Below are 19,024 nucleotides of genomic sequence, written 5' to 3' on the forward strand. Positions count from 1 at the left end.
ACCAATGCAATCGAAACGAGACCGCGAAGGCCGTGCCTTCTGGGCCTTCATGCTCGTGGGAACCATCGTGGCCGCCGTGCTGCTGGGTTCCGCGCCAGCCCGTGCTCAGGCACCTGCGGCCGATGCCGCGCCCGTGCGCGTGGGCGGCAAGAACTTCACCGAGCAACTGATCCTGTCATCGATGACGTCGCAGTACCTGCGCGCCAAGGGCCTCGGCACCGAGCTGACTTCGGGCCTGGGCAGCACGCTGATGCGCCAGGCGATGGAGAACGGCCAGCTCGACGTGGTGTGGGACTACACCGGTACCGCGCTGATCGTCTTCAACAAGGTCGAGGAAAAGCTCGATGCGAAGGAAAGCTACGCACGCGTGAAGGCGCTGGACGGCGCGCGCGGCCTGGTCTGGCTGGAGCCGTCGCGCATCAACAATACCTATGCGCTGGCCATGCCGAAGGAGCGCGCGCAGGCAAGCGGCGTCACCACGCTGTCGGCCTATGCCGAGAAGATGCGCAAGGCTGGAGAGGACGCGAAACATCCGTTTGCCGTCGACATGGAGTTCGCCGCGCGGCCGGACGGGCTGGAGCCGCTCAAGGCCCAGTACAAGCTGCCGTTCACGCGCCGCGATGTGATCCAGCTCGACCCGGGCCTGGTCTATACGGCGCTCAAGAACAACCAGGTCGACATGGGCCTGGTGTACACGACCGATGGCCGCGTGAAAGGCTTCGAACTCGTGCTGCTCGAAGACGACCTGCATTTCTTCCCGGACTACAGCGCGGTGCCCGTGGTGCGCAAGGCCGCGCTGGACAAACACCCTGAACTCGCCACGCTGCTCAACGCGCTGTCGGCGCAGCTGGACAACGCTTCGATGACCGAGATGAACTACCAGGTGGATATCGGCCAGCAGCCGGTGGACAAGGTGGCCGCAGACTTCCTGCGCAGCCATGGCCTGATCTGAGGAGGCACGCATGGACTTGCTGACCTACCTCCAACATAGCTGGCCGACGCTGCTGAAGCTCACCGTCGAACACCTGGCACTCGTCGGCTCGGCCGTGGGCATGGCGATCGTGATCGGCGTGCCGCTGGGCATTGCGATCACGCGCTTCCGCTGGCTGGCCACGCCGCTGCTGACGCTGGCAACCATCGTGCTGACGCTGCCGTCCATCGCACTGTTCGGGCTCATGATCCCGATCTTCGCGCGCTTCGGCCATGCGCTGGGCTACTTGCCGGCCGTGACCGCGGTGTTCCTGTATTCGCTGCTGCCGATCATGCGCAACACCTACACGGCGCTGGTCAATATCGATCCCGGCATCCAGGAAGCCGGTCGCGGCATCGGCATGACCACGTGGCAGCGCATGCGCCGCGTGGACCTGCCGCTGGCCGTGCCCGTGATCCTGGGCGGCGTGCGTACCGCCGTGGTGATGAACATCGGCGTGGCCACCATTGCCGCCATCATCGGCGCGGGTGGTCTTGGGGTGCTGATCCTGCAAGCGATCAGCCAGAGCAATATGAGCAAGCTGGCCGTGGGCGCGGTCCTGGTCAGCGTGCTCGCCATCGTGGCGGATGCCTTCCTGCAATGGTTGCAGAAGGTGCTGACGCCAAAGGGAATCCGACTATGATCGAACTCGACCGACTCACTAAGGCCTTCCCGCAAAAAGACGGCACGGAAGTGCGGGCAGTGGATGCTGTCTCGCTGACGGTGCCGCGCGGGGAAATCTGCGTGTTCCTGGGGCCGTCCGGCTGCGGCAAGACCACCACGCTGAAGATGATCAACCGGCTGATCGAGCCGACCTCGGGCACCGTGCGCATCGATGGCGAGGACACCGTCGGCATCGACGGCGTGGCGCTGCGCCGCAAGATCGGCTACGTGATCCAGCAGATCGGCCTGTTCCCCAACATGACCATCGAAGAAAACATCATGGTGGTGCCGCGCATGCTCGGCTGGGACAAGAAGCAGTGCCGCGAACGCGCACGCGAGCTGATGTCGATGGTGCAGCTCGACCCCGACCGCATGCTGTCGCGTTATCCGCGCGAACTGTCGGGCGGCCAGCAGCAGCGCATCGGCGTTATCCGCGCACTCGCGGCGGATGCGCCTGTGCTGCTCATGGACGAGCCTTTCGGCGCGGTCGACCCGATCAATCGTGAGAGCATCCAGAACGAATTCCTGCAGATGCAGCGCCAGCTCGGCAAGACCGTGATCATGGTCTCGCACGATATCGACGAGGCCATCAAGCTGGCCGACAAGGTCGCGGTGTTCCGGGGCGGCAAGCTCGTGCAGTTCGATCATCCCGATGCGTTGCTCGCGCACCCGGCCGACGAGTTCGTGCAGGCGTTTGTCGGGCACGACAACACGCTCAAGCGCCTGCTGCTCGTGAACGCCGGCGATGCGGCCACCATGCCGCCGAGCTGCAATCCAGACATGGCCCTGTCCGATGCCCTTGGCGTGATGGACGATGCCGACGTGCGCCACCTGCCGGTGGTCGATGATGCTCAGCGCACGCTGGGCTATGTCACGCGGCGCGATGCCCGGGCGGGCAACGGCCGCTGCAGCGATGTGGTGCGCGCGTTCCCTGCGACTGCCGCGTCCGACGAGCACCTGCGCATCCTGCTGTCGCGCATGTACCAGCACAACACGAGCTGGCTGCCGGTGGTCGACGCCGATGGCGCCTATCTGGGCGAAGTGACGCAGGATTCGATCGCGGGCTATCTGAGTTCTGGCCGCTCGCGCGGCGGTGCGACCACCATCCAGCGACCGCAGGAGGCACTGCGCGCCGCGGCGTGAGCGTCCACCCGATTCGCGCTATGCTCGGGCCATGGTCCGCAAAGTGCGCTATTGCCGCTCTCCACTGTGCCTGATGATCGAAACCCGCTGGCTCGTGCCACGCGGGTTTGATGGCTTTACGCCCGGGCCGCTGATCCTGCTGCGGCCCGGCGCGAGCCACGCGCTGATCGAGCATGAGAAGGTGCATGTGCGCCAGTTCTGGCGCAGCTGGGGCCTGATGGGTGTGCTCTATCTGCTGAGCCGGCGCTGGCGCCTGCGCTACGAAGTCGAGGCCTATCGCGAGCAGCTCCGGCACTGCCCACCCGACGCCGCACGGTCGATGGCACACATGCTGTCCACCAAATACCGATTGAACATCACGGAAGACGAGGCGTATCGCTTGCTGACCGGCAGCGAATGACGCGTCAGGCCGTCGCCGCAGCAGGCGCTGCCTGCCGGCGGAACGCGAGCGTAAAGCGCGTCTTGCCGCGCGCCGACTGCACGACGATGCTGCCGCCATGCGCGGCCATGATGGCGCGCGTGATCGACAGTCCCAGCCCCACGCTGTCCGAATCCGGCCGCACGCGCGATTTATCGCCGCGCGAGAAGCGGTCGAAAATGACGGGCAGCAGATCCGGACGGATTTCCTGTCCGTCGTTCTCCACCGAGACCGTGATGGCATCCGGGCTGCCGCCGATCTCGATCACGATATCTCCACCTGGCGGCGTATAGCGCAGCGCGTTGGACAACAGGTTGCTGAGCGCGCGGCGCAGCATCAGCCGGTCGCCGACGATATGCCCCTCGCCGCGCAACTGCAGGCGCACCGCCTTGTCTTCGGCCAGCGCGTCATAGAACTCGAACAAGGCATGGACCTCGACCGCGACGTCGATCGGCTCGGCGCTGGGCAGCGTCAGGCCGTGCTCCATCTGGGCCAGGTACAGCATGTCCGACACCATGCGTGAAAGGCGCTGCAGTTCCTCGGCATTGGATGCCAGCACGTCGCGGTACTTTTCGGCAGCGCGTGGCTGCGAGAGCACCACGTGCGTCTGCGTCATCAGGTTGGTGAGCGGGGTGCGCAGTTCGTGCGCGATGTCGGAGGAAAAATCGGACAGCCGTCCGAAGTCGCTCTGCAGGCGCTCCAGCATTGCGTTCAGCGTACCGGCCAGGTCTGCCATTTCCACCGGCACTGCGTCCACAGGCATGCGCGCGTCCAGCTTGTGCGCAGTCACGGCACGCGCACGGCTGGCCATGGTGCGCAACGGCGCCAGCCCGCGACGCGCCACCCACCAGCCGAGCAGGCCGCTGGCCAGCGCGGCCAGCGTCACGTAGAAGGCCAGCGATCGGCGGAATGCACGCATGAAGTGCGCGTGGATTTCCGTGTCCATGCCGACCACGATGGTCAGCGGCGTGTGTGCGTCGCCTGTCGCCTGCGCGGTGGCGCGCAGGCCTCGATACACCTTGCCGTCCTGATCCCAGACAAAACTGTCGCGCTCGGCCGGCAGTACCGAAGCAGTGCCGAGCACCGTGCGGAAATCGAAGCCGTTGCTCGCATACAGGAGCCGGCCATCGGCCGCGCTGACATGGGTGATGAATCCGGGATGATGCTCGAGTGCCACGGCCAATCGCTCGGGCACGGACGCGGCCGCGTTTTCGGCGGCAATCCGCTCGATCAGGCGCACGTTGTCCCCAAGGCTCGCGAAGTCCTCTTCCGCGAAATGCTGATCCATGGCCGTCGCGATCAGGATGCCGAGGCCCAGCAGCACGCCGGCCGACGACAGGCAGAACAGCGCAGTCAGGCGCGTGGTCAGGGAGAACCGCCGCATCACACCGTGTCCTCGGGGTCTTCCAGCACGTAGCCCATGCCGCGTACCGTCTGGATCAGCTTGGTGTCGAAGTCGTCGTCGATCTTGGCGCGCAGGCGGCGGATGGCGACGTCGATCACATTGCTGTCGCTGTCGAAGTTCATGTCCCAGACCTGCGAGGCGATCAGCGAGCGCGGCAGCACCTCGCCGCGCCGGCGCACGAGCAGTTCGAGCAGCGAGAACTCCTTGCTCGTCAGCACGATGCGGCGCCCGCCGCGCGAGGCCCGTCGGCGGGGCAGGTCCAATACCAGGTCGCCGACCTGCACACGGTCCACGCTTGCCTGCGCGCTGCCCCTGCGCAGCAGCGTGCGCACGCGCGCGAGCAGTTCGGCGAACGCGAACGGTTTGACCAGATAGTCGTCTGCACCGAGCTCAAGTCCCTTGACGCGGTCCGCCACGCTGTCGCGCGCGGTCAGGAACAGCACGGGTACGCGGTTGTCGGCCGCACGCAGCGTCTGCACGATGCGCCAGCCGTCCACGTCCGGGAGCATCACGTCCAGGATGATCAGGTCGTAGGCCTCGCTCATGGCCAGGTGGTGGCCGTCCAGCCCGTTCGCTGCCAGGTCCACCACGAAGCCGGCCTCCGTCAGGCCCTGCCGCAGGTATTCGCCGGTCTTGGCCTCGTCTTCCACTACTAGCAGTTTCATCTGCGCTTTCCTTGTTGCCGCCGCGCACCGCAAGCTAGCGGCGACTGTAGCGCAGGGCAGTGAACATCAAGATGACGCCAAGATTACCGGATTGTAATTTCGGGGTCATGTGCACGTTCACCGCCATTCCGTATGCTTTGCCTGCCACGTTCCTATGCGGCGATGGACTTTTCAAGGACTGATTTTCGATGCGACGCGATCCCACAACTGGCCTGCTGCTGCCCAACCTGTCGCGCCGGCGCTTCGTGCAAGGGCTTGCGGCCGGTGGCGTGCTGGCCGGTTTGCCGGTGTGGCAGGGCAGCGCACACGCGCAGCCGGCGGCGACGGCATTCGGCACGGCTCCCGTGCTGCGTGGCACGGAATTCGACCTCGTGGTCGCCGAATCGATGGTCAACTTTACGGGCAAGCCTGCCTTGGCCACGACGATCAACGGCATGTTGCCCGGCCCCACGCTGCGCTGGCGTGAAGGCGATACGGTCACCATCCGCGTGACCAACCGCCTGCGCGAGCAGACGTCGATCCACTGGCACGGCATCATCCTGCCGTACCAGATGGACGGCGTGCCCGGCATCAGCTTCGGCGGCATTGCGCCCGGCGAGACCTTCACCTACCGCTTCAAGGTCGCGCAAAGCGGCAGCTACTGGTACCACTCGCATTCCGGCTTCCAGGAGATGATCGGGCTGTACGGCGGCATCATCATCGACCCCGCCGGGGAAGATCCGGTGCGCGCCGACCGCGACTACACCGTGCTGTTGTCCGACTGGACCGACGAGGACCCGATGCGGGTGCTGTCGAAGCTGAAGGTCCAGAGCGACTACTACAACTACAACCAGCCCACGGCTGTCGATTTCTTCCGCGACGTGTCGAACGACGGCCTGAAGGCCGCGCTCGACAAGCGCCGCATGTGGAACCAGATGCGCATGAACCCGACCGATCTCGCGGACCTGTCGGGTGCCACGCTCACCTACCTGACCAACGGCCTCACACCGGCGGGCAACTGGACGGGCCTGTTCCGGCCCGGCGAACGCGTGCGGCTGCGCTTCATCAACGGTGCGGGCAATACCTTCTTCGACGTGCGCATCCCGGGCCTGAAGCTTCGGGTCGTGCAGGTCGACGGCATCAACATCGAACCGGTGACGGTCGATGAATTCCGCTTCGGACCCGGCGAAACGTGCGATGTCGTGGTCGAGCCGCGCGACGACGCCTACACGATCTTCTCGCAGTCGATGGATCGCACCGGCTATGCCAGGGGCACGCTGAGCGTGCGCGACGGCTTGCCGGCACCGGTGCCTGCGCTGGACAAGGCCGAGTGGCTGACGATGGGCGACATGATGGGTGACATGGCCGGCATGCATGGTGCAGACCATGGCGGCATGGCCATGGATCACAGCCAGCACGCGATGGACCACAGCCAGCATGCGACGCATGGCGCGGCAGCAGACAACCCCCTCAAGGTCCCCGGCAAGGCCGTGCGCCACGCCCGCACGGAATACGGCGCAGGCACCGACATGCGCGTGGATACGCCGCGCACGAATCTCGACGACCCCGGCATCGGCCTGCGCAACAACGGCAGGCGCGTGCTGACGCTGGCGGACATGCACTCGCTCGGCGGCCCGCCGGATCCGCGCGGGCCGGGGCGAGAGATCGAACTGCACCTCACCGGCAACATGGAGCGCTACACGTGGTCGTTCGATGGCGTCGAGTTCGGCAAGTCGACGCCCGTGCATTTCCGCCATGGCGAGCGGCTGCGCGTCATTCTCCACAACGACACGATGATGACCCACCCGATGCACATGCATGGCATGTGGAGCGACCTGGAGGCGCCTGACGGCACCTTCCAGGCACGCCGTCACACGATCCCCGTGCAGCCCGCGCAGCGCATCAGCTTCCTGGTCACGGCGGATGCCCTTGGGCGCTGGGCCTGGCATTGCCACCTGATGCTCCATATGGATGCGGGCATGTTCCGCGAAGTGGTGGTGTCGTGATGAAACGATCCGCACGCACCATTGCCTTGCATCGTTCCACGGTGAAGCTGCTCGCCGCCATTGTCGCCGCGGCAGGCTTCGGATCGGCCTGGGCGCAGGATCCACATGCCGGACATCACGGCCACCCTTCGTCCGACGCTGCGGCCACTGCCCCGGCTGCAGAAGACGACGGTATGCAAGGCATGGAAGAGGGGCCGGCACCTGCAGCGGCCATGCCGCGTTCCAGTGCTGCACCGTCCATGGACCATTCCGACATGAAGATGCAGGGCGGCAGCGCACCGGCCGATGCGCGCGACCCGCACGCGTACTCCGATGGCTATCAGCTCGGAGTCGGCCAGTATGCACTGGGTTCCGCACGCCACCTCCACATGGCCGACGAGCATACGTTCGCCGCGGTGCTGGTCGACCGGCTGGAATGGGCACATGCAAACGGCGCTAACGCTGCGAATTGGGAAGCGCAGGCGTGGTTCGGCGGCACCTACAACCGGCTCGTCATCAAGACCGAGGGTGAAGCCGCTGGCGGCAAGGTGCACGATGCGCGTACCGAACTGCTGTGGGGCCACGCTATCGCCCCGTACTGGGACACACAACTCGGCTGGCGCAATGATGTGGGCAGCGGACGCCCGGCGCGAAACTGGCTCGCATTCGGCGTGCAAGGCCTGGTGCCCTACTGGTTCGAAGTCGATGCCACGGCCTACGTGGGCGACAGCGGCCGCACCGCGCTGCGCCTGTCGGCAGAGTACGAACTGCTGATCACGCAGCGGCTGATCCTGCAGCCGCGCATCGAGGCCAATCTCTATGGCAGGAACGATCCCGAGACCGGCACGGGCAGCGGCCTGTCGAGCGGTGCCGTTGGCCTGCGCCTGCGCTATGAGATCAACCGGCAGTTCGCGCCGTATATCGGCGTCGAGCGATACCAGACCTTCGGCAACACGTCCGACATGGTCAGGGCAGCCGGAGGCCGCAGTGGCGAGACGCGTTTCGTGGCTGGCGTGCGGCTCTGGTTCTGAACCATGCGAATGCAGTCCATCCAATCCTCCATCCAGGTACCCCTATGACCCCCATTCGTACCACTGCAGTTGCGCTGCTCGCCGCGGCGGCGCTGCTCGCTGCCGGGCAGGCTCTCGCCCATCCGCAATTGCTTGCCTCCACGCCTGCAGAGAACGCCGAGATCGCGGCGCCGGCGCGCATCGAATTGCAGTTCTCGGAGACGCTGGTAGCGCGTGTCTCGGGGGCGAAGCTCGTCATGACGGGGATGCCTGGCATGGCCGACCATGCGCCGATGAACGTGACGACGCGGGTATCAGCCGGCGACGACCCGAAGACGATGGTGATCACGCCGGCCAGTCCGCTTGTGCCGGGCACCTATCGCGTGGACTGGCGCGCGGTATCGGCCGATACGCATCCGATCACCGGCAAGCTCTCCTTCACCGTCAAGTGATCGCATGGAGGCCGACTGGGCAACCATCGCCGTGCGCTTTGCGCTGTATGTGGACCTGATGCTGTTGTTCGGTGTTCCGCTTGCCGCGAAGTTGTGGTTGCGCGTCGAGGGGCGTCCTGGCTGGCATGGCGGTCGCGTTGCCGCATGGGCGGCGGGGGCGGGCATTGTGCTGTCCTTCGCCAGTCTGGTGCTCGCGGTGAAAACGATGACCGGTGTGGCGTCATACGGGGAGATCGACAGCGATACTGTCTGGATGATCGCGGCCGAGACCGACTTCGGCGTTGCGTGGCAAGTGAGGGTGTTCGCACTGCTGGCGTGCCTGCTTGCCACCTTGGCCCCGTGCCTTCGGCGGGTCAGGGTCATTCAGTTGCCGGCTGCCGCGATCGCGCTGTCCACGCTGGCGTGGGGTGGACATGGCGTGATGGACGAAGGCATCCGGCACACCGTCCATTTGAGCGCCGATATCATCCATCTGCTGGCGGCGGGCGCGTGGGTCGGTGCGCTGGTCGCCTTCGTACGGATGTCATCGCCGGGCTGTACGGCGACGGACGACAGCGTTGCCGAACTGAGCCGGGCCGCGAACGGCTTTGCGCACATCGGTACCGGCATCGTGTTTGCGCTGGTGCTGACGGGGACTGTCAACTACGTCATGATCGCCGGCCCGACCTTGTCCGGCCTGCTGACCACGCGCTACGGCACGTTGCTGCTGGCCAAGCTCGCGCTGTTCGGTGTCATGCTGGCGCTGGCAGCCGTCAATCGCTACCGCCTGGGCCCGCGGCTCGCGCACGCCGTACGCACTGGCGATAACAGGACCGCCCTGGCTGCATTGCGCCGAAGCCTGCGGTTCGAGTCTGGTTGTGCCATGCTTGTGCTGTTACTCGTGGCATGGCTCGGCACGCTGTCCCCCGTGCCCTGATCTAGCTGCCGATTTTCTGAACCCGCTATCCATTTCGATCCATGACCACTGAACCTGTTGGTGCCGATTCCCGACGCAGAACCATTCTCGCTGCCCTGGCGCTGTTGCCCGCCGCCGCGTGGGCCGCTTCGCCCCAGTCGGCAACTGCCGTCAAAGTCTGGAAGAGTCCGACGTGCGGCTGCTGCAAGGACTGGGTCGCGCATTTGCAGTCGAACGGTTTCGAGGTCACGACGTACGAAGTGGACGACCTCCCCGCTGCACGCAGCAAGGCGGGCATGCCCAACCGCTACGGCTCATGCCATACGGCGGTGGTCGAAGGCTATGCGCTGGAGGGCCACGTGCCGGCGCGCGAGATCCGTCGCCTGTTGCGCGAACGCCCGACGGCTGTCGGGCTGGCTGTGCCCGGCATGCCCTTGGGGTCGCCGGGCATGGACGGCCCGGAGTATGGCGGGCGCAGGACGCCGTATGACGTGCTGCTGGTGATGCGGGACGGGAAGGCCAAGGTGTTCCAGGCCTATCCCTGAACGCAAATGAAAGGCGGTGAATGCCCTTGCGGCGTTCACCTTTGCCCGGCAGGCGGCTCCACGCTGGCCAGGAAATCGCACTTGGCGAACTCGAGCCCGGCCTGATAGCGGATCTGCTCGCCCTGATGCGTGCCGCGCATGCAGTTCAGCAGCACGCGGATCAGATTGGCCCCAGCAATGTGCGTAAACGGATAGCCGCCGCCGAACCGGGGATTCATTTCCAGCAGGTACTGGCGTCCGTCGCGGACGATGACATCGCAGTCGACGTTGCCGATATGGCGGAGTCCGCGGCTGATGCGCCCCGCCATGTCGCTGAACGGGTCGCTATCGACGGTGACGGCACGGTCGGTTTCTCCGGCGCGCATGGATAGCTTCTTGCGCACGGCCACCCCGACGGGCCGGGCTTCGAGATCGTTGAAGACGTCCAGCCCATATTCCTGGCCGGAGATCATTTCCTGGATCAGGACAAGTGCATCCGGCTGGCCCATGCGGGTGAACTTGGACTGCTTCCAGATGCGCTCGCAATAGGCATGGGCGAAGCGAAGCTCGTCGCGGTTCTCGACGAAGAAGATGCCAAAGCTTGCGCTGCCCCAGCGGGGTTTCACCACGAGTGGAAAGTCGATGTCGCCGGCTTCGATTGCATCTTCGGCGCTTTTCAGCGTCGCATAGCTGCGGGGAGTCGATATGCCGACTGACTCCGCAAACTGTGCGGTTAGGAACTTGTCAGCGCAGAGGTGAATGACCTCCGCGGGCGACACAACGGGAACGGTGCCGACTTCGCGGAAGCGATGGGCGTGCTCCGCGATCAAAGGCAGTTCAAGGTCATTGAGCGACAGCAGGACCGAGATGCGGTTTGTTCTGCAGACGTCGACCAGCACATCGATGTAGTTCTCCGCATAGATGTCCGGCACAACCACGAACGCATCGCAAATGCTCGCCGCCGGCGCACTGTGCTGGTTGTCCACGCCAAACACCATGCCGCCGCCGTTCAGTTCCGCCTTGAAGTACTCGACCAGATAGCGCCTTCTCCCTACGCACGTCAGCAGCACGTTCATATCAGTCCCCAGTGGCATTTCAATCACAATCGTCCTGTCTCTTGCCGGCAGGTCCGTCATGCAATTCTTCCGGCACTTGCCGGAAGGTGCATAGCATGTGTCATCTAATCAGAAGGCATTGCAAGAAAGAAGCACGATATGTGCGCTCGTCCACGAATGGCAGCGAAGCACTTTCAACGTACCGGGGGCGTGGGTGGTGAAGGGCCGTGTGATGGCCCTCACGTGGCATCCGGCGCCATGGCGCGCCGTTGAAGAAACGACAGATGGCGAGGCCCGATAGTGTCCGGGTCTGCTTATCCAGCGGAGTGGGCCGGAACGTCTGCGCGCGGCGAGGTTTCCAGATGGCTGTCTTCCTGCGCGCTGACCTGGCTGCCCTTGAAATCCGGAACCGTTGCTTCGCCAGCGGCGTTGATGCCCTGGCGCTGTATGACGGTACCGATCGTGAGCCACAGGATCTTCATGTCCAGCCGGAACGACTGGTGGTCCACGTACCAGGTGTCGAGGCGGAATTTCTGTTCCCACGACAGGGAGTTCCGGCCGTTCACTTGCGCCCAGCCGGAAATGCCCGGACGCACGAGATGCCGGCGTGCCTGCTCGGGCGAGTAGTACGGCAGGTATTTCGGCGGCAACGGCCGCGGACCGATCACGCTCATGGTGCCGATCAGCACGCACCAGAACTGCGGCAGTTCATCGAGGCTCGAGCGGCGCAGGAAGCGGCCGAATGGCGTCAGCCTGTCTTCGTCGGGCAGGAGTTCGCCGTCGGGCCCGCGCTCATCGGTCATGGTCCGGAATTTCGTGACCTTGAACGGTTTGCTGCCCAAGCCTATCCGTGTCGGCCGGAACAACACCGGCGAACCCAGCTTGCGGCGCACGAAGCCCGCGAGGATCAACAAGGGAATGGCCAGCGCAAGCAAGGCCAGGGCGGCGAAAACGATATCGAACAAGCGCTTCATGGTCGGTCTGCCAGAGTCGCGGAGCAGCGGAATTCGCGGATCACCGATGCACGGCTTCCGACTTTTGCTCCATGGCCTATCTAACCAAGGCTCGCTGTCCCTGTGAAGCGCCCAATGTGGCCAAGGCCACGTTCGCTCGCGTGTTCCTGCCGCGCCGCATTCGTGCAGGCGGGGCAGGGGCCGCATGTGTCATCGCAGTGTGCGCGCCCGTACGGACGGCGCGGCAAGGGGGTTCCAGACTGCCGCCATCTGGTTGAGTGACGTGATCGCTGCAACGGGAAAGCAGCGGCGCGCCGCCCGCCGCGCAGCAGGATCCTTGCGTGCGCGGGGCCGTACCGGAGATGCGAATCTGGATCCACCCACTGCCGAGCATGGTCAGGCAGTGGCCCGCCCGGCGCGAAGACGCAAGTGGGCATATTTATCGGGAAGAGCAATAATGATCTCGTCCACAGATACTGTCATTGTCGGGGCAGGTCCCTACGGGTTGTCGACTTCGACCTATCTGACAGAGGCTGGTGTGCCCCATCAGATCCTGGGGCATCCCATGCACGCCTGGAAGAACTTCACGCCGCCCGGGATGCTACTGCGCTCCGAAGCCTTTGCGTCGAATCTCTACGCGCCGTGGGCCGGATATACGGTTGAAGACTACTGCCGGCGCAATCGAATGGAATACAAGTCGGTGGGCCTGCATCTGCCGGTGGAAACGTTCGTGGATTACGGCCAGTGGTTCCAGTCGGAACTGGTCGGGCATATCCGCCCGCTGGAAGTGGCGGACCTGTGCCGCAAGGACGGGTACTTTCGGTTGGGCCTCAGTGACGGAAGCACGCTGGTAGCGCGACGCGTCGTGCTTTCGCTGGGCCTGAAATCGTTCGGACAGGCGCCATCGGCGCTGCGGGGCGTGCCCAAGCCATACGTGCTGCATTCCGGTGACTTCGGCGACCTGAAGTGGTCGAAAGGCAAGGAGATCATCATTGTCGGCGGCGGCCAGTCGGCAATCGGGCTGGCTGCGCTGATGAGCGAGGTCGGCGCAAAGGTGCGGCTGCTGGTACGCGGCGACGCGGTCAACTGGAGCAAGGAACCGCGTACCTCCAACGGCATCATGTCCCGGCTGCTCAGGGCGCGTGTGGGACTCGGGCGCGGATGGGATTCGAACAGTCCGTGGTTGCTGGCGATGTCGTACCTGCTGTCCGAGTATCCCGCGACATTCCACAAGCTGAGTCTGCAGCAGCGCAAGAGGATTCTCGAGACATCGTGGGGCCCGTCTGGTGCATGGTGGCTGCGCAATCGCGTCGAAGGAAAGCTCGAGGTCTCGACGCAGACAGAGGTGAGGAGCGCCGAGGTCAGGAACGGCCGGATCGTGATCGAGGTCGATTCCGCAAATCGCACGTCTACCCTCAGCGCCGATCATGTCGTGCTTGCGACCGGCTTCAAGGTCGACATGGCCAGGCACCCGTTCATGTCATCGGAAATCCTGAGCTCGCTGTCGCTCATCGATGGCTCGCCAAGCCTGACATCGAATTTCGAAACCAGCGTGCGCGACCTGTATGTGCTCGGACCCGCCGCCGCGATGAGCTTTGGTCCTGCGTTGCGCTTCATCTACGGCGCGCGATATGCCGTTCCCCATATGTCACGGCATATTGCCGCGCGCTTCAAACAGGAAGCCGGAAGATTCGCGACGCCGCCGCAAGCCGTCACGCCTGAGCTCGCCAATGGCCGCGCAGGCGGCAGTCTGCATGCGAGAAGCGTTCTCCAGGCCGCGGAGCACAATGCGGAGTAGGGACGGTAGCGATGTGCGCGTGGCTCGCAGGCAGACGCCTTGATCTGCGGGCCCATGACATGGTGCGCACTTGCTTACGTCGATAGAGTTGTTCTCCAAAGGGCGAGCGCGCCAGTATGCAGGGCGACCGTTGCCCAGAAAACGACCTGGAATTCCTGCTTCCGATTTTTATGCCGCAGAAGATGCTGGGCGGCCAGCGCGCCTGGCCATCCGCCGCACAGCGCAAGCAGGTGTAGATGAGCCTCAGGTATGCGCCACGCGTTACGGCTCGCTCGCGCCTTGTCGGTGGCGTAGGCGAGAAACGCGACGACGCTGGCCAGCACGCTGGCAATCGCGGCAGGCCGGGGTAGGTAACCGGCAAGCGCGCCTCCCACCATGATCGCCAGGGCCAACAGCCCCACCAATGCCGGCCGCCAGCTTGCGCTGGACGCTGCCTGGGATTTCGGTGCGCCGGCTATCGCTACATTCAGAGCCTGCATCCGGCCATCTTTGCCCTTAGCCAGTTCGAAGCTCACGCGGTCACCCGGCTTCGGTGCAACGGCGCGCGTTTGCAGCGCCGAAACATGGAAAAAGACATCCTTCACGTCCGCGTGGATGTCGATAAAACCATAGCCCTTATCGGCATGCCATGACTTGACCCGACCTGCTTTTCTCATGGTTCTTTGTGTGAGGTTGCGGCAGGGGGCAAGTGTAAGCGAAGGTTGGGAGCACTTGAGAGCCCAGGAACCTTTCGCGCGAGCGCACCAGATCCACCAGGTCCGTGAGTTCGACGTAATGGCCCCGGCGAACGGCGCTGTCGATGACCCTTCAATCAAAGCGAGCCCGGTGAGTCTGCGGCGATCTGTCCGTTGTCCGAGATGGCTAGGGCGGCAATCAACTCCAGCCAAGCTGGCACTATGGTGACTTTGTTGTTGAGCTCGACCATGTCATCTGCCGACGTCCATAGGAACGCATGCCTGGCACCGCTGGCCGTGGTGGAAGTCCCGCTACCTGGCCCGATGCTATGTGAAGCGAAACATCCTGTTGCCGACGTTCATCCCGCACAGGCTGTTGTCGCGCTCGGCGTTCGCGCGCAATGAAGTCGAGCCGCTGCAGGACCGGCTCATGGAGGTCACCGATTGGCTCGGGGAGAAGGTAGTCCGATTTGAGGGCCACCACCATGGGCGCAGAGGTAAAGCGGCGCATGGATAAAACTAATATTTCTTTGATAAAACTAATATTAAACGTATAATCGAGTTCCATGAACACAATCCTCTGGACTCGCAAAGCAGCCAAGCAACTGCGCAAGTTGGACCACCAGCATCAGGGACCGATCCGCGACGCAGTGAAAGCCTTGGAGGAGATGCCGAATTGCTCGAATGTCAAACAGCTAACGAATCACGAACATGGCTACCGCCTCCGAGTCGGAAACTACAGAGTGTTGTTTGACTGGGATGGCGGGATCAGGGTTGTAGAGGTTCAGGAAGTGAAAGCCCGTAACGAACAAACCTACTGAGTGAGGGGCTGGCTTGAAGCCGGCCCACTGCCCCCCCTCATACGAACAGAGGTACAGAATGAACGCACCGACCAACATCCAGATCATCAACGGCCCGGACGGCAAGCCGGAATATGTGGTGATCCCCTATGGCCAGTACATGGCCGAACGTCAGCGCGACCCGGAGGTGATTCCGCACGAAGTGGTGTCGCGTACGGTCGACGGTGCCACTCCCGTGAAGGCCTGGCGCGAACATCTCGGCCTGACGCAGGCAGAGGTGGCGTCGCGCCTGGGCATCACGCAGGGTGCCTACGCGCAGCAGGAGGGCAGCGACAAGCTGCGCAAATCGTCGCGCGACAAGATCGCTGCTGCCCTCGGCATCTTTCCGCAACAACTCGACTTCTGACGTTCCGTCACCAGGCCGCCGGGATGATCATGCCGGTGGTGTCTCATAGAGGCGCGCGCAGCGCCTCTATTCGTTTTGTCTCTTGGCATGTTTCCGCGTAGCGAGACTGAAGACAGGGTCCTAATCCCATTTCGCGCGATCGGCCGCGCAGCGTGCATTTGAATATCCAGGACCGCGAGCCTGTCTCAGAAATCTGGAAGTAGAGGTTGCCGCCGTCCGGCTAATGACCGGGTGCATCCAGCTTGCCGATCTTGAGCGCCGTAAGCCGATGCAGCTGCCGTGTCGCCATTTCCCACCCCCATTCTCACCCCTGTTCGATGAGAAGATTTTGTCGGAGTGGTTGGGAACCGGCAAGAAGAGAAATACCCCCAAAACCGCGCCGTTATTGGGCTTGCGGGTAGTTCTTGGGAAGGTATCGGAACGCTGCGGAATGAGGATTGGCGGAAGCGGTGAGATTCGAACTCACGGATGGGTCACCCCATCGGCAGTTTTCAAGACTGCTGCCTTAAACCACTCGGCCACGCTTCCTTGGAGTGCCGGCATTGTAGCGCGGATTGCGCGACATGCCGCTGGCGCAAGGACCAGTACGGCCGCGCATTATACAAGGCCTGTGCGGATCGTTGGGCAAATCTGCGGATCCCTTGTCGGTGCCTGTCCGACACGGCGGAACCTTACAGCCGTGGCATGGCTCATACCGGTGTGCCGGGATTGCACCAAGTGCAGCATCAAGTGCCGCTTTCCCGGCTTTACCTGGCAACAGAGGAGAACCCCAGATGCAAAGCAAGTCGAAGAATCGGATCGCGATGGCGGCCGCCCTGGCCGCGATCGGCCTGGCCGGTTGCGCGGCGCCCTACAACAACGGCTACGATACCGGCTATAACACCGGCTACAACGCGCCGCCTCCGCCGCCGGCGAGCAACGGTGGCTACACCACGCAGGCCCCGGCAGGTTCGGTCTACTACGGCCGTGTGGAGTCGATTGAGCCGATCACCAATACACAGAACAGTTCGGGCCTGCTGGGCACCGTGATCGGTGGCGCAGCCGGTGGCCTGCTGGGCCATCAGGTCGGTGGCGGGCGCGGACAGACTGCGGCAACGATCGGCGGCGCCGTGGTCGGCGCGGTGGCCGGCAACCAGATCGAGAAGCGTGCCGGCAGCAACACGCAGACTGCATATCGCGTCAATGTCCGTCTTGATGATGGCCGTGTGGCTACGGTGACGCAGAGCAACCTGGGCAACCTGCAGGTCGGCATGCGCGCGCGCGTGGCGAACGACATGGCGATGCCGTACTGATCCTGAATCGGGTCCGCAAAGCAACGAAGGCCACGGCAATGCCGTGGCCTTCGTGCTTTCGTGCCGCTGTCCTGACGCTTCAGTCCTTCAGGAACATCTCCTGCAGGTCATTGAGGAAGCGCCGGCCGAGTTCGGTAGGGCGGATCACGGTCGGGTCCGCGTCGAGCAATCCCTTCTTCTCCGCCGCCGCGAGCTGCCGGCTGATCGCATGCAGCGGCAGGCCGGTCATGTCGTGGAAGCTGGAAGCCGGCACGCCATCGGTGAGGCGCAGTGCGTTGAGCATGAATTCGAAAGGCAGTTCGTCCGCGCCGACTTCGCGCGATTCCTGCACCGCATTGCCGGCCATCGCCTGCGCCATGTAGGTGGCAGGGTGCTTGTGCCGCATCTGGCGCAGGATGCGGTTGGGGAACGACAGCTTGCCGTGCGCGCCGGCGCCGATCCCGAGGTAGTCGCCGAAGCGCCAGTAGTTCAGGTTGTGCCGCGCCTCGCGGTGCGCGCGTGCGTAGGCCGAGGTCTCGTAGTGCCGGTAGCCGGCTTCCGTGGTGCGGGCCTCGATCAGGTCCTGCATCTCGTAGGCGAGGTCATCGTCGGGCAGCGCGGGCGGGAACTTCGCGAACAGCGTGTTCGGCTCGAGCGTCAGGTGGTAGAGCGAAAGATGCGTGGTGCCATACGACAACGCGCTCTCAAGATCGCTGCGGCACTGTTCCAGCGTCTGGCCGGGCAGCGCGTACATCAGGTCGAGGTTGACGTTGTCGAAGCTGCGTTGTGCGATATCGATGGCCGCGCGTGCCTCGCGTTCACCATGGATACGGCCGAGGGCCTCCAGGTGGCTGTCGTTGAAGCTCTGGATGCCGATGGATAGCCGGTTGACGCCGCTCGCGCGATAGCTCGCAAAACGCTCGGCTTCGAAGGTGCCGGGGTTGGCCTCCATCGTGATCTCGGCATCGGCATCGAGCGGCAGCAGTGCGCGGATATCCGACAGCAGCCGGTCCATGCCGGCCGCAGACAGCAGGCTCGGTGTGCCCCCGCCGATGAACACGGTATGGACCGGGCGGCCCCACACGAGCGGCAGCGACTGCTCCAGGTCCGCACGCAACGCGTCGAGGTAGGCGTCTTCCGGAATGTCGTGGCTGCCGTCCTTGCCAGGCACGGCATGCGAATTGAAATCGCAGTACGGGCACTTGCGCACGCACCATGGCACATGCACGTAGAGCGACAGTGGCGGCGAGCCCGGCAGTGCGATCTGACCGGGCTTGAGCCAGAGCTGCGTGTTGTCGGGCGTGGCGGCCGGCGCGGCGCCGGCCGGTACGATCGGGATCATCGCGCAGCCTTGCCGCGGCTTTCGCCCTGCAGGCGCGCCACCAGCGAACGCAGCGCGAGCGCGCGATGGCTGACGGCGTTCTTTTCTTCGGCCGGCAGCTCCGCTGCGGTCTTGCCCAGGTCCGGCAGCATGAAGTGCGGGTCATAGCCGAAGCCGCCGGCACCGCGCGGGGCATCGACGACTTCGCCATGCCATACGCCTTCGGCGATGATCGGGCACGGATCGGCGGCATGGCGCACGAACACCAGCACGCAGTAGTAGTGCGCGTGGCGGTTCAGCTTGCCGGCGAGCTGCGAGATCAGGTGCAGGTTGTTGGCCTGGTCGGACTTGGGCTTGCCGGCCATCTGCGCATAGCGCGCGGAGTAGACGCCGGGCGCGCCGTCCAGCGCCTGTACGCAGATGCCCGAGTCGTCCGCCAGCGCCGGCATGCCTGCCAGCAGGCTCGCGTGCCGGGCCTTGGCGAGTGCGTTCTCGACGAAGGTAGCGAAGGGCTCTTCGGCTTCGGGGACGCCGAGTTCGCCCTGCGGCACCACGTCAAAGCCGAGCGGAGCCAGCAGCGCGCCGAATTCGCGCAGCTTGCCGGGGTTGTTGGAGGCGAGTACCAGGCGTTGCATGG

Annotated in this window: 21 protein-coding genes and 1 tRNA gene; 13 read left to right on the forward strand and 9 right to left on the reverse strand. The window is 64.4% G+C overall.

Going from position 1 to position 19,024, the window contains the following annotated elements:
• Positions 1–4: 4 nt before the first annotated feature.
• Genes KHO41_RS11900 through KHO41_RS11915 form a run of 4 tightly spaced genes read left to right on the forward strand, consistent with a single transcriptional unit; the run spans position 5 to position 3,176 of the window.
• The gene (locus KHO41_RS11900; RefSeq protein ID WP_211953482.1) at positions 5–952 is read left to right on the forward strand and encodes a glycine betaine ABC transporter substrate-binding protein; all 948 of its coding nucleotides are present in this window, start codon (positions 5–7) and stop codon (positions 950–952) included.
• Between the two features lie 10 nt (positions 953–962).
• Positions 963–1,613, forward strand: coding sequence for an ABC transporter permease (locus KHO41_RS11905; RefSeq protein ID WP_211953483.1), 651 nt, complete (start codon positions 963–965; stop codon positions 1,611–1,613).
• A complete protein-coding gene (locus KHO41_RS11910) occupies positions 1,610–2,776 on the forward strand; it encodes an osmoprotectant ABC transporter ATP-binding protein OsmV (RefSeq protein ID WP_211953484.1) in 1,167 nt (388 codons plus the stop codon). The genes KHO41_RS11905 and KHO41_RS11910 overlap by 4 nt, the downstream gene beginning before the upstream one ends.
• A gap of 31 nt (positions 2,777–2,807) precedes the next feature.
• Positions 2,808–3,176, forward strand: a complete 369-nt coding sequence (locus tag KHO41_RS11915) for a hypothetical protein (protein ID WP_211953485.1) — start codon at positions 2,808–2,810, stop codon at positions 3,174–3,176.
• 4 nt (positions 3,177–3,180) lie between these two features.
• Here the strand turns inward: KHO41_RS11915 and KHO41_RS11920 are convergent, their stop codons facing one another.
• Entirely contained in the window at positions 3,181–4,578 is a 1,398-nt protein-coding gene (locus KHO41_RS11920; RefSeq protein WP_376989593.1) for a heavy metal sensor histidine kinase, read from the reverse strand.
• The gene (locus tag KHO41_RS11925; RefSeq protein ID WP_211953487.1) at positions 4,578–5,264 is read right to left on the reverse strand and encodes a heavy metal response regulator transcription factor; all 687 of its coding nucleotides are present in this window, start codon (positions 5,262–5,264) and stop codon (positions 4,578–4,580) included. The genes KHO41_RS11920 and KHO41_RS11925 overlap by 1 nt, the downstream gene beginning before the upstream one ends.
• A gap of 188 nt (positions 5,265–5,452) precedes the next feature.
• Between KHO41_RS11925 and KHO41_RS11930 the strand changes: the two genes are divergently transcribed.
• From KHO41_RS11930 to KHO41_RS11950, 5 genes are read left to right on the forward strand one after another with little or no spacing between them, the layout of a single operon-like run.
• Positions 5,453–7,249, forward strand: coding sequence for a copper resistance system multicopper oxidase (locus tag KHO41_RS11930; protein ID WP_211953488.1), 1,797 nt, complete (start codon positions 5,453–5,455; stop codon positions 7,247–7,249).
• Positions 7,249–8,259, forward strand: coding sequence for a copper resistance protein B (locus KHO41_RS11935; RefSeq protein WP_211953489.1), 1,011 nt, complete (start codon positions 7,249–7,251; stop codon positions 8,257–8,259). Before KHO41_RS11930 ends, KHO41_RS11935 begins: the two co-directional genes overlap by 1 nt.
• A gap of 44 nt (positions 8,260–8,303) precedes the next feature.
• The gene (gene copC / locus KHO41_RS11940; RefSeq protein ID WP_211953490.1) at positions 8,304–8,690 is read left to right on the forward strand and encodes a copper homeostasis periplasmic binding protein CopC; all 387 of its coding nucleotides are present in this window, start codon (positions 8,304–8,306) and stop codon (positions 8,688–8,690) included.
• Positions 8,691–8,694: 4 nt separating this feature from the next.
• The gene (gene copD, locus KHO41_RS11945) at positions 8,695–9,606 is read left to right on the forward strand and encodes a copper homeostasis membrane protein CopD (protein ID WP_211953491.1); all 912 of its coding nucleotides are present in this window, start codon (positions 8,695–8,697) and stop codon (positions 9,604–9,606) included.
• Positions 9,607–9,647: 41 nt separating this feature from the next.
• Positions 9,648–10,130 carry a DUF411 domain-containing protein gene (locus tag KHO41_RS11950; RefSeq protein WP_211953492.1) on the forward strand — a complete coding sequence of 161 codons (483 nt, stop codon included), beginning with the start codon at positions 9,648–9,650 and terminating at the stop codon, positions 10,128–10,130.
• A gap of 35 nt (positions 10,131–10,165) precedes the next feature.
• On the opposite strand, the gene KHO41_RS11955 is transcribed toward KHO41_RS11950, so the two are convergent.
• Positions 10,166–11,185, reverse strand: coding sequence for an ATP-grasp domain-containing protein (locus KHO41_RS11955; RefSeq protein WP_211953493.1), 1,020 nt, complete (start codon positions 11,183–11,185; stop codon positions 10,166–10,168).
• Between the two features lie 293 nt (positions 11,186–11,478).
• Positions 11,479–12,138, reverse strand: a complete 660-nt coding sequence (locus KHO41_RS11960; RefSeq protein ID WP_211953494.1) for a sugar transferase — start codon at positions 12,136–12,138, stop codon at positions 11,479–11,481.
• Between the two features lie 436 nt (positions 12,139–12,574).
• On the opposite strand from KHO41_RS11960, the gene KHO41_RS11965 reads away from it, so the two are divergent.
• Positions 12,575–13,915 carry an NAD(P)-binding domain-containing protein gene (locus KHO41_RS11965; protein ID WP_211953495.1) on the forward strand — a complete coding sequence of 447 codons (1,341 nt, stop codon included), beginning with the start codon at positions 12,575–12,577 and terminating at the stop codon, positions 13,913–13,915.
• 74 nt (positions 13,916–13,989) lie between these two features.
• On the opposite strand, the gene KHO41_RS11970 is transcribed toward KHO41_RS11965, so the two are convergent.
• Positions 13,990–14,571, reverse strand: coding sequence for a DUF1294 domain-containing protein (locus tag KHO41_RS11970; protein ID WP_211953496.1), 582 nt, complete (start codon positions 14,569–14,571; stop codon positions 13,990–13,992).
• 155 nt (positions 14,572–14,726) lie between these two features.
• Positions 14,727–14,915 (reverse strand): hypothetical protein, encoded by a 189-nt coding sequence (locus KHO41_RS41665; RefSeq protein ID WP_211953543.1) that lies wholly within the window; start codon positions 14,913–14,915, stop codon positions 14,727–14,729.
• 240 nt (positions 14,916–15,155) lie between these two features.
• On the opposite strand from KHO41_RS41665, the gene KHO41_RS11980 reads away from it, so the two are divergent.
• Positions 15,156–15,410, forward strand: a complete 255-nt coding sequence (locus KHO41_RS11980) for a type II toxin-antitoxin system RelE family toxin (protein ID WP_211953497.1) — start codon at positions 15,156–15,158, stop codon at positions 15,408–15,410.
• A gap of 58 nt (positions 15,411–15,468) precedes the next feature.
• A complete protein-coding gene (locus KHO41_RS11985; protein WP_211953498.1) occupies positions 15,469–15,795 on the forward strand; it encodes a helix-turn-helix domain-containing protein in 327 nt (108 codons plus the stop codon).
• Positions 15,796–16,233: 438 nt separating this feature from the next.
• On the opposite strand, the gene KHO41_RS11990 is transcribed toward KHO41_RS11985, so the two are convergent.
• Positions 16,234–16,323 (reverse strand) — tRNA-Ser (locus tag KHO41_RS11990).
• Positions 16,324–16,568: 245 nt separating this feature from the next.
• Between KHO41_RS11990 and KHO41_RS11995 the strand changes: the two genes are divergently transcribed.
• Positions 16,569–17,087, forward strand: coding sequence for an outer membrane lipoprotein (locus KHO41_RS11995; protein WP_211953499.1), 519 nt, complete (start codon positions 16,569–16,571; stop codon positions 17,085–17,087).
• A gap of 79 nt (positions 17,088–17,166) precedes the next feature.
• On the opposite strand, the gene hemW is transcribed toward KHO41_RS11995, so the two are convergent.
• Together hemW and rdgB are read right to left on the reverse strand one after the other, a co-directional pair.
• Complete coding sequence (hemW, locus tag KHO41_RS12000) at positions 17,167–18,408, reverse strand: radical SAM family heme chaperone HemW (protein WP_211953500.1); 1,242 nt, start codon at positions 18,406–18,408, stop codon at positions 17,167–17,169.
• On the reverse strand, positions 18,405–19,022 hold the full coding sequence (rdgB, locus tag KHO41_RS12005) for an RdgB/HAM1 family non-canonical purine NTP pyrophosphatase (protein ID WP_211953501.1): 618 nt from the start codon (positions 19,020–19,022) through the stop codon (positions 18,405–18,407). Before rdgB ends, hemW begins: the two co-directional genes overlap by 4 nt.
• Positions 19,023–19,024 lie beyond the last annotated feature (2 nt).

The sequence above is a fragment of the Cupriavidus numazuensis genome (genome assembly GCF_905397435.1).
GTDB classification, from domain to species: Bacteria; Pseudomonadota; Gammaproteobacteria; order Burkholderiales; family Burkholderiaceae; genus Cupriavidus; species Cupriavidus numazuensis.

What these genes read in the sequence shown, in the direction of transcription:
- KHO41_RS11900 (WP_211953482.1), top strand. Translation starts at nt 5, where the DNA reads ATGCAATCGAAACGAGACCGCGAAGGCCGTGCCTTCTGGGCCTTCATG.
- KHO41_RS11905 (WP_211953483.1), top strand. Translation starts at nt 963, where the DNA reads ATGGACTTGCTGACCTACCTCCAACATAGCTGGCCGACGCTGCTGAAG.
- KHO41_RS11910 (WP_211953484.1), top strand. Translation starts at nt 1,610, where the DNA reads ATGATCGAACTCGACCGACTCACTAAGGCCTTCCCGCAAAAAGACGGC.
- KHO41_RS11915 (WP_211953485.1), top strand. Translation starts at nt 2,808, where the DNA reads ATGGTCCGCAAAGTGCGCTATTGCCGCTCTCCACTGTGCCTGATGATC.
- KHO41_RS11920 (WP_376989593.1), bottom strand. Translation starts at nt 4,578, where the DNA reads ATGCGGCGGTTCTCCCTGACCACGCGCCTGACTGCGCTGTTCTGCCTG.
- KHO41_RS11925 (WP_211953487.1), bottom strand. Translation starts at nt 5,264, where the DNA reads ATGAAACTGCTAGTAGTGGAAGACGAGGCCAAGACCGGCGAATACCTG.
- KHO41_RS11930 (WP_211953488.1), top strand. Translation starts at nt 5,453, where the DNA reads ATGCGACGCGATCCCACAACTGGCCTGCTGCTGCCCAACCTGTCGCGC.
- KHO41_RS11935 (WP_211953489.1), top strand. Translation starts at nt 7,249, where the DNA reads ATGAAACGATCCGCACGCACCATTGCCTTGCATCGTTCCACGGTGAAG.
- copC (WP_211953490.1), top strand. Translation starts at nt 8,304, where the DNA reads ATGACCCCCATTCGTACCACTGCAGTTGCGCTGCTCGCCGCGGCGGCG.
- copD (WP_211953491.1), top strand. Translation starts at nt 8,695, where the DNA reads ATGGAGGCCGACTGGGCAACCATCGCCGTGCGCTTTGCGCTGTATGTG.
- KHO41_RS11950 (WP_211953492.1), top strand. Translation starts at nt 9,648, where the DNA reads ATGACCACTGAACCTGTTGGTGCCGATTCCCGACGCAGAACCATTCTC.
- KHO41_RS11955 (WP_211953493.1), bottom strand. Translation starts at nt 11,185, where the DNA reads ATGAACGTGCTGCTGACGTGCGTAGGGAGAAGGCGCTATCTGGTCGAG.
- KHO41_RS11960 (WP_211953494.1), bottom strand. Translation starts at nt 12,138, where the DNA reads ATGAAGCGCTTGTTCGATATCGTTTTCGCCGCCCTGGCCTTGCTTGCG.
- KHO41_RS11965 (WP_211953495.1), top strand. Translation starts at nt 12,575, where the DNA reads ATGATCTCGTCCACAGATACTGTCATTGTCGGGGCAGGTCCCTACGGG.
- KHO41_RS11970 (WP_211953496.1), bottom strand. Translation starts at nt 14,571, where the DNA reads ATGAGAAAAGCAGGTCGGGTCAAGTCATGGCATGCCGATAAGGGCTAT.
- KHO41_RS11980 (WP_211953497.1), top strand. Translation starts at nt 15,156, where the DNA reads ATGAACACAATCCTCTGGACTCGCAAAGCAGCCAAGCAACTGCGCAAG.
- KHO41_RS11985 (WP_211953498.1), top strand. Translation starts at nt 15,469, where the DNA reads ATGAACGCACCGACCAACATCCAGATCATCAACGGCCCGGACGGCAAG.
- KHO41_RS11995 (WP_211953499.1), top strand. Translation starts at nt 16,569, where the DNA reads ATGCAAAGCAAGTCGAAGAATCGGATCGCGATGGCGGCCGCCCTGGCC.
- hemW (WP_211953500.1), bottom strand. Translation starts at nt 18,408, where the DNA reads ATGATCCCGATCGTACCGGCCGGCGCCGCGCCGGCCGCCACGCCCGAC.
- rdgB (WP_211953501.1), bottom strand. Translation starts at nt 19,022, where the DNA reads ATGCAACGCCTGGTACTCGCCTCCAACAACCCCGGCAAGCTGCGCGAA.